This is a genomic window from Methylobacterium fujisawaense (assembly GCF_014138435.1).
In the GTDB taxonomy this organism is placed as follows: Bacteria; Pseudomonadota; Alphaproteobacteria; order Rhizobiales; family Beijerinckiaceae; genus Methylobacterium; species Methylobacterium fujisawaense.
Genome location: NZ_JACJIM010000009.1, coordinates 63,681 through 77,612, shown reverse-complemented (window position 1 = coordinate 77,612; position 13,932 = coordinate 63,681). Strand labels below are relative to the sequence as shown.

13 protein-coding genes are annotated in these 13,932 nt (G+C 69.2%); 5 read left to right on the top strand and 8 right to left on the bottom strand.

From position 1 onward, the window contains the following. Positions 1-542 precede the first annotated feature (542 nt). A complete protein-coding gene (gene ccrA, locus GGQ91_RS24495) occupies positions 543-1,829 on the top strand; it encodes a crotonyl-CoA carboxylase/reductase (protein WP_043347875.1) in 1,287 nt (428 codons plus the stop codon). Positions 1,830-2,000: 171 nt separating this feature from the next. Then, positions 2,001-2,297, top strand: coding sequence for an alkylphosphonate utilization protein (locus GGQ91_RS24490; protein ID WP_043347877.1), 297 nt, complete (start codon positions 2,001-2,003; stop codon positions 2,295-2,297). 127 nt (positions 2,298-2,424) lie between these two features. Here the strand turns inward: GGQ91_RS24490 and GGQ91_RS24485 are convergent, their stop codons facing one another. Beyond that, positions 2,425-2,601 (bottom strand): hypothetical protein, encoded by a 177-nt coding sequence (locus GGQ91_RS24485; RefSeq protein WP_167380409.1) that lies wholly within the window; start codon positions 2,599-2,601, stop codon positions 2,425-2,427. A 194-nt stretch (positions 2,602-2,795) separates the two neighbouring features. Here GGQ91_RS24485 and GGQ91_RS24480 point away from each other — a divergent pair, with 194 nt between their 5' ends. Further along, positions 2,796-4,277: a S1 family peptidase gene (locus tag GGQ91_RS24480; protein WP_182593043.1), complete on the top strand. Its 1,482-nt coding sequence runs from the start codon at positions 2,796-2,798 to the stop codon at positions 4,275-4,277. A 117-nt stretch (positions 4,278-4,394) separates the two neighbouring features. Here the strand turns inward: GGQ91_RS24480 and GGQ91_RS24475 are convergent, their stop codons facing one another. From GGQ91_RS24475 to GGQ91_RS24445, 7 genes are all read right to left on the bottom strand, one after another. Further along, positions 4,395-4,550 carry a DUF3309 domain-containing protein gene (locus tag GGQ91_RS24475; protein WP_085987623.1) on the bottom strand — a complete coding sequence of 52 codons (156 nt, stop codon included), beginning with the start codon at positions 4,548-4,550 and terminating at the stop codon, positions 4,395-4,397. 122 nt (positions 4,551-4,672) lie between these two features. After that, complete coding sequence (locus GGQ91_RS24470; protein WP_182593042.1) at positions 4,673-5,722, bottom strand: cysteine synthase A; 1,050 nt, start codon at positions 5,720-5,722, stop codon at positions 4,673-4,675. Positions 5,723-5,761: 39 nt separating this feature from the next. Next, on the bottom strand, positions 5,762-6,745 hold the full coding sequence (locus GGQ91_RS24465; RefSeq protein WP_043347886.1) for a sulfate/molybdate ABC transporter ATP-binding protein: 984 nt from the start codon (positions 6,743-6,745) through the stop codon (positions 5,762-5,764). Between the two features lie 58 nt (positions 6,746-6,803). Continuing rightward, positions 6,804-7,685 carry a sulfate ABC transporter permease subunit CysW gene (cysW, locus tag GGQ91_RS24460; RefSeq protein ID WP_179698404.1) on the bottom strand — a complete coding sequence of 294 codons (882 nt, stop codon included), beginning with the start codon at positions 7,683-7,685 and terminating at the stop codon, positions 6,804-6,806. Further along, complete coding sequence (gene cysT / locus GGQ91_RS24455; protein WP_182593041.1) at positions 7,678-8,532, bottom strand: sulfate ABC transporter permease subunit CysT; 855 nt, start codon at positions 8,530-8,532, stop codon at positions 7,678-7,680. Before cysT ends, cysW begins: the two co-directional genes overlap by 8 nt. Before the next feature lie 10 nt (positions 8,533-8,542). Then, positions 8,543-9,580, bottom strand: a complete 1,038-nt coding sequence (locus tag GGQ91_RS24450) for a sulfate ABC transporter substrate-binding protein (RefSeq protein ID WP_043347916.1) — start codon at positions 9,578-9,580, stop codon at positions 8,543-8,545. Between the two features lie 383 nt (positions 9,581-9,963). Next, positions 9,964-10,149, bottom strand: coding sequence for a NepR family anti-sigma factor (locus GGQ91_RS24445; protein WP_043347894.1), 186 nt, complete (start codon positions 10,147-10,149; stop codon positions 9,964-9,966). Between the two features lie 191 nt (positions 10,150-10,340). On the opposite strand from GGQ91_RS24445, the gene GGQ91_RS24440 reads away from it, so the two are divergent. After that, positions 10,341-10,682, top strand: coding sequence for a hypothetical protein (locus GGQ91_RS24440; RefSeq protein ID WP_043347895.1), 342 nt, complete (start codon positions 10,341-10,343; stop codon positions 10,680-10,682). A gap of 156 nt (positions 10,683-10,838) precedes the next feature. After that, complete coding sequence (gene fdnG, locus GGQ91_RS24435; protein ID WP_078947084.1) at positions 10,839-13,919, top strand: formate dehydrogenase-N subunit alpha; 3,081 nt, start codon at positions 10,839-10,841, stop codon at positions 13,917-13,919. Positions 13,920-13,932: the final 13 nt, after the last annotated feature.

The window sequence follows — 13,932 nt, the reverse complement described above, 5'->3', positions numbered from 1 at the left end:
CACGCGTCATCCGGGACGGAAGTGCAAGACGCCCCCCGCGGGCCTCCGCGGCCCATGAAAAAACTTGCCCGCCGGAGCAGCGGGATTTGAAGGCGGCGACGCGGGATCTCCCCGCAGGACCCTGTCCCATCCGGTCACGGATGGCGTCCCGCGCCGATCCCGATCAGCATCGTCGCTGCTGGTATAAAGTCTACCTGAACTGTTCTTCGCAGGAGCGGCCTTTGGTCTGGCGCGAGAGAACGCGTCAGAACAATGACTTAGAGCTGGCGAGGCTTGCGGGCGCCCGGGAGCAGCACAGGCCCGCGGTGGCGCTGCCGCGCAAGGTCTCGGAACCGGCGCCGTCATGGCGAGGGGCGAATAATACTTGGTCTGCCGGAAAGCCGATTTTGAATACGTGGCTGCCCGCCCTGTGCCGACGCCTTTTTCGTGTCGGAAACCATCGGGTTTCGACTTTCGGCCCACTTGGACGCCTCCGGCATCACCGCTATAGCGCGATGGAGAACCGCGGCCGTGAGAAACACGCGGGACGAGAGGAGAGCGAGATGGCGGCGAGCGCTGCGATCAGTCCGACGGGCGGGGAGGTCAAGGACCTCTACGAGATGGGTGAAATCCCGCCGCTGGGTCATGTGCCGGCCAAGATGTATGCCTGGGCGATCCGGCGCGAGCGGCACGGGCCGCCGGAACAGTCCCACCAGCTCGAAGTGCTGCCGGTCTGGGAGATCGGCGACGACGAGGTGCTGGTCTACGTCATGGCCGCAGGCGTGAACTACAACGGCGTCTGGGCCGGCCTCGGCGAGCCGATCTCGCCCTTCGACGTGCACAAGGGCGAGTACCACATCGCCGGTTCGGACGCCTCCGGCATCGTCTGGAAGGTCGGCGCCAAGGTGAAGCGCTGGAAGGTCGGCGACGAGGTCATCGTCCACTGCAACCAGGACGACGGCGACGACGAGGAGTGCAACGGCGGCGACCCGATGTTCTCGCCGACCCAGCGGATCTGGGGCTACGAGACCGGGGACGGCTCCTTCGCGCAGTTCTGCCGGGTGCAGTCGCGCCAGCTGATGCACCGGCCGAAGCACCTCACCTGGGAGGAGGCGGCCTGCTACACGCTCACGCTGGCCACCGCCTACCGCATGCTGTTCGGCCACGCGCCGCACACGGTCCGGCCGGGCCAGAACGTGCTGATCTGGGGCGCCTCGGGCGGCCTGGGCGTGTTCGGCGTGCAGCTCTGCGCGGCGTCGGGCGCCAACGCCATCGCGGTGATCTCGGACGAGTCGAAGCGCGACTACGTGATGAGCCTCGGCGCCAAGGGCGTCATCAACCGCAAGGACTTCGACTGCTGGGGGCAGCTCCCGAAGGTGAACAGCCCCGAGTTCCACGCCTGGACCAAGGAGGCGCGGAAGTTCGGCAAGGCGATCTGGGACATCACCGGCAAGCAGGATGTCGACATCGTGTTCGAGCATCCCGGCGAGGCGACCTTCCCGGTCTCGGCGCTGGTGGTGAAGCGCGGCGGCATGGTGGTGTTCTGCGCCGGCACGACCGGCTTCAACATCACCTTCGACGCCCGCTACGTCTGGATGCGGCAGAAGCGCATCCAGGGCTCGCACTTCGCCCACCTCAAGCAGGCTTCGGCGGCGAACCAGTTCGTGCTCGACCAGCGGATCGACCCGTGCATGAGCGAGGTCTTCCCCTGGGACAAGATCCCCCAGGCCCACACCAAGATGTGGAAGAACCAGCACCCGCCGGGCAACATGGCCTGCCTCGTCAACTCCCCGCGCGCCGGCTTGCGCACGGTCGAGGACGTGATCGAGGCCGGCCCGCTGAAGCGGTAAGGCACTCCGTCGGGCCGGCCCGCCGCTCTCGCGCGGGGCCGGCCCGATCGGCTAAGCTCGCGGCGTCCCGCGCCGATTCGGCGACCGGTTCGGTGTGCCGGGACGCGCGCGGATGACGGGCCCACGAGATCCTGACAGGACCCGGCCCCGATCCGAACCCGGGGTACGGCTGTGAACGACGACGAGGCCTACGTCTACGACGCGGCGACGGGCGAATGGCTCCCGCCCGGGTCCGCGGCCGCGCCCCCCGAGAAGGCGGCGGTCCGCGACGCGGCCGGCAACGCCCTCGCCGACGGCGATTCGGTCACGCTGATCAAGGATCTGAAGGTCAAGGGCGCGAACCAGACCCTCAAGCAGGGCACGGTCATCCGGTCGATCCGGCTCACGGACGATCCGCACGAGATCGATTGCCGCCACGACACCATCAAGGGCTTGGTCCTGCGCACCGAATTCGTGCGCAAGCGCTGAATGGACGGCCTTACCGGGTCGGTCGGCGGCTGCCGGTGCGGCCTGGATCCGGCGTCTGAACCGGACGCCCCGCTATCGCCCGCCCGGACGAATCGCGGCGACGCCGCATTCCTGGGCCGGCCTCCGGCTACCGGCGGCGCGTCTCATCCTGCGGCAGGTGGCGGCCATAGACTTCCTGTTTCTCCGCGCGCTCCTGGATCAGGTCGGCATAGGCCTGCCGCATCTCCGGAGAGACGCTGATGCTCTTGCCCTTGGCGGCCTTGCGCTTGGGCGCCTTCTTGAAGGTGGTGTTCGTGTCGCTCATGCCGGGCTCCGCGTCGAACCGTGACGGCATCGCATGGCCGGACGACCGATCCGGGAATCCGGCCGCCGCCCAGGACCGGACATCTGCCCTTTAGCGCATCGTCGCCCCGGACGCACGGTGGCCGGAGACGGATTGGTCTGGCCTGCCGCTGCGGCCTCTGCCAGGATCGCGACGACGGGGGTCGGGGGGCGGCGATGGATTCGGGTGATGCGTCGCGGTGTCGGCTCCCGGGCGCCTCGCGCGGCCGCTCCCGGCGCGTGACACCGCTCGCGATCCTGATCGCCCTCGGCCTTGGGCCGGTTCAGGCTCAGGACCGGCCGGTCCCGGCCCGCACCGCGCCGAGGCCGGCGCCGGTTGCCGGGGCTCCGGCCGATCCCGCCTTCGAGGCGGCGAAGGCGACCTTCGAGGCCCTGCCGGAGGCCGACCGCAAGGCGGTCCAGGACGCCCTGGTCTGGACCGGCGACTTCAACGCCGTGGTGTCGGGAGCCTTCGGGCGCCGGACCTTCGAGGCGCTCAACGCCTACGGCGCCCGGACCGGGGGAGCCGATCCCCTCGATCCCCACGGCCGGTCCGCGCTGCTGGCCGCCGGTGCCGCCGCGCGGAACGCGGCGCGCTTCCGCGTCGCGGTCGATTCCGGGAGCGGCGCCCTGCTGGGGGTGCCGGAGCGCCTGCTGGCGAAGCGCACCGCCCTCCCCGCCGGAACCCGCTGGCAGAGCCAGGACGGGCGCGTGACCCTGGAATCCCGCACCTTCCCGCCCGGGACCGAGACCCTGGATTCCCTCTTCGAGAAGGCCACCGCGCCGCTCCCCGGCCGCAAGGTGACCTACAAGCTGCGGCGGCCGGACACCGTGGTGGTCACCGCCGAGACCGGGCCGGGATTGTCCTATATCCGCTATGCGTCCGGTCCGGAGGGAGTCCGCGGCTTCCTGTTCGGCTACGACCGCACCCTCGCGCCGGAGGTCGGCCGGCTCGTCATCGCCGTGGCGAATGCCTTCGTGCCGTTTCCGGACCCCGCCGCAGCGCCGGCCGCGCAGATGCCGGCAAGCCCCGGGACGCCAGCGGGGACCACCCGTGCCGCCGGCAATCCGGTGCCCCAGCCGCAGGCCCCCGCGCCCCTGAGGCCGACGAGCCTGTCGTCCGCTCCGGCTTCGGGCGCCGGCCTCGTGGTGGCGCCAGGACGCGTGCTGACCGCCGCTGCCGTGCTGGATGGGTGCGCACAGCCCCAGATCGGGTCGGCGCCGGCGCGTGTGCTCGCCACCGATCCGGCCGGCCTCGCGCTTCTCGAGGTACAAGGCGCCCCCGCCCCGTTCCGGCCCGCAATCCGGACCGAGTCCGTCGCCGGCGAGGACAACCTGATCGCCCTCGCGCCGAGTCCCGATGGGATCCTGGCCGCTCCCGGCGAGGCGCGCGGGGACGATGTGATCGCGGCGCTCCAGCCCGGCTCCGGCGGCGCGCCGGTGCTCGACCGCGCGGGCAGGCTCGTCGGCCTCGTGGCCCGCTATCCCTCGGCGCCGCGCCGCGTCGCCGGGGTGGTCCCGCCCGCGCGCCTGCCGCTGGTGCCGGCGCGGGCGGTGGCCGCCTTCCTGGCCGCGCAAGGTCTTCCCGCGGCCGCACCGCGGCCGGAGGGCGGACCGGCCGCGGCCGCGCCGGCGGTGGTGGCGATCACCTGCCGCTAGCCGGCGCGCTGCCGGGACGGCCGCCGTGCCGGCTGACGGACCTGCGCCCGCCCGATGGCCTGAGCGGACGGAGCGTCGGCAGGCCGGCGCGCGTCCGTCCAGGCGGAGAGGGCCGCCTTACAGCCGCCCGGTCGCCAGCAGGACGATCAGCACGATCAGGAGGATGCCGCCCAGGCCGAAGCCGGGTCCGCGATACGCACCGCCGCCGAGGAAGCCGCCGCCGCCGAAGGCCAGGATGATCAGGATGATGAGCAGAATGGTGACGAGGGACATCGGTCGCGTTCTCCGGACGGTCGCGCTGGTGCGAGCGTGACCGTTCAAACGCTGCGACATTCCGTTCCGTTCAACGCCAAGCTACGCTTTTATGCGGAAAAGTCCGGATGCGGTCCCCCGGCTCAGGCGTGCCAGTCCGGCAGGGGATCCTGCGGGGCGTCGAGCCAGCCCGGTACCGGCAGATTGCGCTCGGTGAGGAAGGCCGGGTTGAACAGCTTCGAGGCGTAACGGGCCGCCCCGTCGCACAGGATCGTCACGATGGTGTGGCCGGGCCCGAGTTCCCGGGCCAGCCGGACCGCCCCGGCGACGTTGATGCCCGACGAGCCGCCCAGCGACAGCCCCTCCTCCCGCATCAGCCCGAAGACGATGTCGAGGGCTTCGCGGTCCGGGATCCGGAAGGCGTGATCGGGGGTGAAGCCTTCGAGGTTCCGGGTGATGCGCCCCTGGCCGATCCCCTCGGTGATCGAGCTGCCCTCGGCCTTCAGGGTCCCGGTCGTGTAATGCGCGTAGAGGGCCGAACCCTCCGGATCGGACAGCGCGATCCGCACCTGCGGGTTGCGGGCGCGCAAAGCCTCCGCGGTACCGGCCAGCGTGCCGCCGGTCCCGGCCGCGCAGACGAAGCCGTCGACCCGGCCGCCGGTCTGCGCCCAGATTTCCGGGCCGGTGCCCGCCACATGGGCGTGCCGGTTGGCGACGTTGTCGAACTGGTCGGCGAAGAAGGCGCCCGCCGGCTCGGTGGCGGCGAGCTTTTCGGCGAGCCTCCGGGCCACGTGGACGTAATTGTTCGGATTGGCGAAGGGTACGGCCGGGACTTCCACCAGCCGGGCACCCGCGAGCCGCAGGGTCTGCTTCTTCTCCTCGGACTGCGTAACCGGGATGACGATCAGGGTCCGATAGCCGCGCACGGAAGCCACCAGGGCGAGGCCGATGCCGGTATTGCCGGCGGTGCCCTCCACGATGGTGCCGCCCGGCCGGATCAGGCCCTTCGCCTCCGCGTCCTGCACGATGGAGAGCGCCGCGCGGTCCTTCACCGACAGGCCGGGATTGAGGAACTCGGCCTTGCCGTAGATGTCGCAGCCGGTCGCCTCGGAGGCCCGGCGCAGGCGGATCAGCGGTGTCTGGCCGATGGCGGCCAGGACATCGGGTGCGGGTTCGCGACTCGGTACGGTCATGGTCGGGAGCCTAGGATGCTGCGTTGCCGCTGGCGAGCGTCACCCGAACACGTGGCCGCCGTTGATCCGCAGGCCCACCGGGTGCCCAGCCGCGTAGCGGACCCCGTCGAAATCCTCCACCGCGAGCACGCGCCCCTCGGCATCGACCACCTCGATCCGCTGACGCCCTTGCGTCCTGTACGAGCTGCGCACGGTGCCGGAGAGATGCGCGGCCTCGGGCTCGGCGAGCTGCAACTGCCAGGGCCGGACGTAGAGCTTGACCGGACCGATGGTCCCGGCCGGCGCCGCAACCGGCGTCTCCCGGCCCCGGACCAGCACGCGGCCGCCCTCGGCGATGGCCTCCACCTCGACGGAATCGCCGAGGAACTTCATCACGGTGGCGGAGGCCGGGTTCTCCTGCACCTCGTCGGGAGTGCCCACCTGCTCCAGCCGCCCGCGGTCGAGCACCGCCACGCGGTCCGACAGCTCCAGGGCCTCGTCCTGGTCGTGGGTGACGAAGATCGTGGTCTGGCCGGTGCGGTCGTGGATCTCGCGCAGCCAGCGGCGCAGGTCCTTGCGGACCTGGGCATCCAGGGCGCCGAAGGGCTCGTCCAGCAGGAGGACCCGCGGCTCGACGGCGAGCGCCCGGGCGAGCGCCACCCGCTGGCGCTGGCCGCCGGAGAGCTGCGACGGGTAGCGGTCGCCGAAGCCCGAGAGCCGGATCAGGTCGAGGAGGTCGCCGACCCGGCGCTTGATCTCGGCCTTGGCCGGCCGGTCGGCCCGGCGGCGCGCGTTCAGGCCGTAGGCGATGTTGTCGGCCACGCTCATGTGCTTGAACAGGGCGTAGTGCTGGAACACGAAGCCCACCGCGCGCTCCTGCACGGCGAGCCCGGTCGCGTCGTCGTCCCCGAACAGGATGCGTCCTCTGTCCGGCGCGTCGAGGCCGGCGATGATCCGCAGCAGCGTCGTCTTGCCCGAGCCCGAGGGGCCCAGCAATCCGATCAGTTCGCCCGCCCGCACGTCGAGGGAGAGGTCGTGCAGCACCGCCGCGGTGTCGAAGGTCTTCGAGACGTTCTCGACCCGGATGGCCGTGGAGGGCCGGTCAATGAGACCGGCCGCCCGCGAGCTCCCCCGCGAAGCGCCATTCGAGGACGGATTTGAGGACGAGGGTGATGAGGGCAAGGACGGCGAGGAGCGAAGCGACGGCGAATGCGGCGACGAAGTTGTACTCATTATAGAGGATCTCCACGTGGAGTGGGATGGTGTTGGTCAGGCCGCGGATGTGGCCCGACACCACCGACACCGCGCCGAATTCGCCCATCGCCCGGGCATTGCAGAGGAGCACGCTGTAGAGCAGGCCCCAGCGGATATTGGGCAGCGTCACCGTGCGGAACGCGTGCAGGCCCGAGGCGCCGAGCGTCAGCGCCGCCTCTTCCTCGGCGGTGCCCTGCTCCTGCATCAGCGGGATCAGCTCGCGGGCGACGAACGGGAAGGTCACGAACACCGTGGCGAGCACGATCCCCGGCAGCGCGAACAGGATCTGGATGCCGTGGTTGATGAGCCAGGAGCCGAACAGGCCCTGGGATCCGAACAGCAGCACGTAGATCAGGCCCGAGACCACCGGCGAGACCGAGAACGGCAGGTCGATCAGGGTGATCAGCAGCGACTTGCCGCGGAACTCGAACTTGGCGATCGCCCAGGAGGCCGCCAGCCCGAACACCACGTTGAATGGCACCGCGATTGCCGCCACCGTGAGCGTCAGGCGGATCGCGCTCCAGGCGTCGGGCTCGCGGAACGCGTCCAGGAAGGCGCCGAGCCCCTTCGAGAAGGCCTGGATGAAGACCGCGAACAGCGGCAGAACCAGGAACAGCGCCAGGAACGCCACCGCGATCCCGATCAGGATCGTGCGGGTCGCGGCTCCCTCGGAGGCGACCGGACCCTGCTTGGTGGCCGGCACGAAGGCGGGCGAGAAGATCTCAGACATAGCCGAACCGCCTCCGTGACCAGGCCTGGATCAGGTTGATGGCCAGCAGCGTCAGGAACGAGATCCCGAGCATGATCGTGGCGATGGCCGCCGCGCCCCCGTAATCGAACTCGGAGAGCTTGATGACGATCAGCAGCGGCGCGATCTCCGACACGTAGGGCAGGTTGCCGGCGATGAAGATGATCGAGCCGTACTCGCCGACGCCCCGGGCGAAGGCCAGGGCGAAGCCGGTGAGCACGGCGGGAATCAGCGGCGGCAGCACGACTCTGGTCAGGGTGGCGAACCGCGTCGCCCCGAGGGTCGCGGAGGCCTCTTCGATCTCCTTGTCGATTTCGGCGATCAGCGGCTGGACGGTCCGCACGGCGAAGGGCAGGCCGATGAACACCATGGCGATGAAGATGCCCAACGGCGTGTAGGCCGCCTGGATGCCGAGGCGTGCGAGGGGCGCGCCGAGCAGCCCGTCCGGCGCGTAGAGCGAGGCGAGCGCGATACCGGCGACCGCGGTCGGCAGCGCGAAGGGCAGGTCGACCGCCGCGTCGACCAGCTTGCGGCCGGGGAAGCGGTAGCGGGTCAGAACCCAGGCCACGAGGAAGCCGAAGGTCGAGGCCACAAGGGCCGCGAGCGCCGAGGCGCCGAAGCTGATCCGCAGGGCGCTCGCCACCCGCGGGTCGGTGGCGACGTCCCAGATACCGGACAGGCCCAGCCCCGACGCCTTCACCACCAGCCCGGCGAGCGGCAGGAGCACGATCAGCCCAAGGCAGGTCAGGGTGTAGCCGAAGCTGATCCCGAAGCCCGGGATCACGCTCGGCCGACGGAATGTCCATCGGGGGCGGTGCGTCTCGACCATGATGCGCCCTTCAGCGGCCGGCCCGGCTCAGCCGATCGAACAGACCTCCGGCATCGAAGTTCCGCTTCTGGATCTCGTCCCAGGAGCCCTGGAGATCCTCGATCTTGAACAGCTTGATGTCGGGCAGCTGGGCGAGGTCGGCCTGGGCGGCCGCCTCCCGGCGGATCGGCCGGTAATGGTGCTTGGCGAAGATCGCCTGGGCGCGGTCGGTGTAGAGGAAGTCGAGATAGGCCTGCGCGGCCTTGGTGGTGCCCTTCCGCTCGGCGTTGACCGCCACGAGGGCCACCGGCGGCTCGGCGTAGATCGAGCTCGGCGGCGAGACGATGTCGAACTTGTCGGCCCCGAATTCCTGGAGCACGAGGTAGGCCTCGTTCTCCCAGGTGGGGAGCACGTCGCCGAGCCCGCGCTGGGCGAAGGTCACGGTCGAGCCGCGGGCGCCGGTGTCGAGCACCGGGACGTTCTTGTAGACCTGCCCGACGAAGGCGTCGGCCTTGGCGGCGTCCTTGTCGGTCCCGTAGGCGTAGCCCCAGGCGGCGAGGAAGTTCCAGCGCCCGCCGGCGGACGTCTTCGGGTTCGGGGTGATCACCTTGACGTCGGGCTTGATCAGGTCGGCCCAGTCCTTGATGCCCTTCGGGTTGCCCTTGCGGACGAGGAACACCACCGTCGAGGTGTAGGGCGTGGCGGTGTTGGGCAGCTTGCTGCGCCAATCCTCCGGGATCTTGTGCGTGAGCTTGGCGATCGCGTCGATGTCGGACGGGATGCCGAGGGTGACCACGTCGGCGTCGACGCCGTCGATCACCGTGCGCGCCTGCGCCCCCGACCCGCCATGCGAGGCCCGTATCGTGATCGCTTCGCCGGTCTTCGCCTTCCACTCCTCCGCGAAGGCGGCGTTGATCTCCCGATAGAGCTCGCGGGTCGGATCGTACGAGACGTTGAGGAGCGCGGTCTCGGCCGCGGCCGGCAGCACGCAGGCCCACAGGCCGGCACCCGCCAGCAGGGAGAACCCGATCGCCCGGGCCATCCGGCCGCGACCTGCAGCGTTCTTCATCACGTCCGATCCCCCGCCATGCGCGATTGCGATCCAGGGGACCTGCATCCCCAGAGGCCGGAAATCGTTCTTTTTACCGAACGAAGTCAAGCCTCGGACGCGGACACGCGGGATGGCATCGCTCGCTCAGGAACGGCGTCGTCGGCCGGAATGCAAGGCGGATCAGCGCAGTAGGCCGCCAGAACGCATGGATCTTCTCCGGATCTCCGCGACAGGAGAAGAATCGCAATGCCGGATCGGGTTTCTCAGAACGAACAATCTTATGTGCGCTGGCGCACTTGAGTGGGCCTCGGCCCGGGAGGCGTGAGGCGCGGGCGGTGCGGCGCGATTTTACCGCCCTGCCCCATCCGGATATCCGGCGATCGCGCCGGTGGCGGGCCGCGTCAGCGCTTCGGCTTGCTGAGCTGGGCGATCAGGGCCTTGAGGCGCTCGTCGACGGGGGCCGAGAGCGTATCGGTATAGAGCGTGCGCAGCGTCTGGCCGAGATGGCGGCGGACGCCGGGGGGGAGCGGCGCTGCGTCTGGAATCTGTTCGAGTTCGGAGGCGCGCTCCGGATGCGGCTTCGACATGATGGGGCGATCCTCGCACCTGCCAGCACGCAGCGTTGCAGGGCGTGGTTAAGGAGCCGTCACCGACGCCGGCGCATCGACGGGTCGTCCGATCCGGGGGCCTCTCGGAGGGGCGGTGTCGCAGGCCGGAACTGGGGCGGTGCAGGGCACGTTGCCCGCGCATCCCCTTGCCCGTTCCCCGGAGACGTCCCTTGCCTCGCTCGATTCCCCTGATGATGCTGGTGCTCCTCGGGGCGGTGACGGTCGGCACCCCGTGCCTCGCGCAGACCAAGCCGGGCGAGATCAAGGGGGTCGACGCGATGGGCGACAAATCCCGCAGCGCCCAGGACGGCTGGAGCCAGGCGCCGGTTCCCCGCGAGCAATCGGCCGCCAAGGATGCGCCCGACCCGGGCGGCCAATCGACCAAGGAAAACGCCAACCGCCCGGTTCCGCAGGCCAATCCCGGCGGCTCGTCCGCCACGGAGCCGCAGGCTCCCCTGGAGCACCGCACGGCGAGCCCCTCGGGGATGAATCCGGCGATCCCCAGCAAGTAAAGAAATCGTTCCTCGGCAGGATGATACCGGCTCGGACGAACGTGGTGCTTCGTCCGAGACACAGGGACTTGCTGTGTCACGCAACCGCACTTGCCTCGCGCGGGCTTTTTTGGGACACCCTGGAATTATACCAGATCGCTTTTCTGTGAGGCGGAGATGACTGTCCAGGTCTCAAGGCGTGGCCTGCTCAAGGGGGCCGGCGCCGGCCTCGCGGGCGGCTCGCTGGGTGCCCTCGGGTTCGGGGGACTCGAGCCCGCTATGGCCGCCGCGGTGCGGCCCTTCAAGCTCGCGCAGATGCGCGAGACCCGCAACACGTGCCCGTATTGCTCGGTCGCGTGTGGCGTCATCCTGTACAGCCTGGGCGATCGCTCCAAGAACGCGCGCTCCTCGGTGATGCACATCGAGGGTGACCCCGATCATCCGATCAACCGCGGCACGCTCTGCCCCAAGGGCTCGGCGCTCCTCGACTTCGTGCACGCCGAGACCCGGACCAAGTACCCGCTTCATCGCGCCCCGGGCTCCTCGGAGTTCAAGCGCGTCTCCTGGGACTTCGCCCTCGACCGGATCGCGAAGCTTATGAAGGAGGATCGCGACAAGAACTTCGTGGCCAAGAACGGCGATCTCACGGTCAACCGCTGGACCACGACCGGATTCCTGGCGGCCTCGGCCACGACCAACGAGACGGCGTGGCTGACCTACAAGACCGTCCGAAGCATGGGGGCCCTGGTCTTCGACAATCAGGCCAGGGTTTGACACGGTCCGTCGGTCGCCAGTTTGGCGCCCTCCTTCGGACGCGGTGCGATGACCAACCTCTGGATGGACATCAAGCACGCGGACGTGATCACCGTGATGGGCGGCAATGCCGCCGAGGCTCACCCCTGCGGCTTCAAGTGGGTCGTCGAGGCGAAGGCCCATAACAACGCCAAGCTGATCGTCGTCGATCCGCGCTTCACCCGCACGGCGTCGGTGGCCGATCTCTACTGCCCGATCCGGCAGGGGACCGACATCGCGTTCCTGTCGGGCGTGGCCAAGTACCTGCTCGACAACGACAAGCTGCAGCACCGCTACGTCTCCGCCTACACCAACGCCGGGTACGTGGTCCGCGAGGGCTACGACTTCAGCGAGGGTCTGTTCGCGGGCTACGACGCGGACAAGCGCGACTACGACAAGACCACCTGGGACTACGAGATCGGTCCCGACGGCTACGCTGTGGTCGACGAGACGCTGCAGCACCCGCGCTGCGTCATGCAGCTGCTGAAGAAGCACGTGGCGCTCTACACGCCCGAGATGGTGGAGAAGATCTGCGGCTCGCCCAAGGAGACCTTCCTCAAGGTCTGCGAGCTGATCGCCACGACGGCCGCGCCCGACCGGGTGATGACGTCGCTCTACGCGCTCGGCTGGACGCACCATTCCAAGGGCTCGCAGAACATCCGCTCGATGTGCATCGTGCAGACGCTGCTGGGCAACATCGGCATGCTGGGCGGTGGCATGAACGCCCTGCGCGGCCACTCCAACATCCAGGGGCTGACCGATATCGGGCTGATGAGCAATCTCATCCCCGGCTATCTGAACATCCCCGTGGAGAAGGAGCCCGACTACGCGAGCTACATCGCCAAGCGGCAGTTCAAGCCGCTGCGCCCGGGGCAGACGAGCTACTGGCAGAACTACAACAAGTTCTTCGTCTCGTTCCAGAAGGCGATGTGGGGCGACAAGGCCCAGAAGGAGAACGACTGGGCCTACGACTACCTGCCCAAGCTCGACGTGCCGACCTACGACGTGCTGCGTGGGTTCGAGCTCGCCAAGCAGGGCAAGATGACCGGCTACGTCATCCAGGGCTTCAACCCCCTGCTGTCGTTCCCGAACCGCGCCAAGATGACGGAAGCCTTCTCCAAGATGAAATTCTTGGTGGTGATGGATCCGCTCAAGACCGAGACGGCGCGGTTCTGGGAGAACCACGGCGAGTACAACGACGTCGATCCGACCAAGATCCAGACCGAGGTGTTCGAACTGCCGACCACCCTGTTCGTGGAGGAGGAAGGCTCGCTGTCGAACTCCAGCCGGTGGCTGCAATGGCACTGGCAGGCCCAGGACGCGCCGGGTGAGTGCCGCTCCGACATCGAGATCATGTCGGAGATCTTCCTACGCATCCGCGGAGCCTACAAGAAGGACGGCGGGGCCTTCTCCGACCCGATCGTCAATCTGAAGTGGGACTACGCGATCGCCGAGTCGCCGACGCCCACGGAGCTCGCCCGCGAGCTCAACGGCTACACGCTCGCGCCGACGCCGGATCTCAACGGGACCGTCATCCCGGCGGGCAAGCAGGTCGACGGCTTCGCCCAGCTCAAGGACGACGGCACCACGGCCTGCGGCTGCTGGATCTACTCGGGCTGCTACACCGAGAAGGGCAACATGATGGCCCGCCGGGACAACACCGATCCCGGCGATCGCGGCATCGCGCCCAACTGGGCCTTCGCGTGGCCGGCCAACCGGCGCGTGCTCTACAACCGCGCCTCGTGCGACCCCGAGGGTCGTCCGTGGTCGGAGAAGAAGAAGCTCATCGAGTGGAACGGCAAGCAGTGGATCGGCTTCGACGTGCCGGATTACGGCGTCACCGTCGCCCCCGATAAGGGCGTCGGTCCGTTCATCCTCAACCAGGAGGGCGTCGCCCGCCTGTGGACCCGCGGACTCATGCGCGACGGGCCGTTCCCGACGCACTACGAGCCCTTCGAGTCCCCGGTGCAGAACGTCGCCTTCCCGAAGATCAAGGGCGCGCCCGCGGCCCGCATCTTCAAGGACGACCTGGCCGATCTCGGCGACGCGAAGGACTTCCCCTACGCGGCGACGAGCTACCGCCTGACTGAGCACTTCCACGGCTGGACCAAGCACGCCCGGATCAACGCGATCCTCCAGCCGGAGGCCTTCGTGGAGATCTCGGAGGAACTCGCCAAGGAGAAGGGCATCGCCAAGGGCGGCTGGGTCCGCGTCTGGTCGAAGCGCGGCTCCCTGAAGGCGAAGGCCGTGGTGACGAAGCGCATCAAGCCGCTGATCTGCGACGGCAAGCCGGTCCACGTCGTCGGCATCCCGCAGCACTGGGGCTTCATGGGCCACACCAAGAAAGGATGGCACCCGAACTCGCTCACGCCGGTCGTGGGCGACGCGAACACCGAGACGCCGGAGTTCAAGGCCTGGCTCGTGAATATCGAGCCGACCACGCCTCCGTCCGATGCCGTCGCGTAAGGGGAGCTGAATC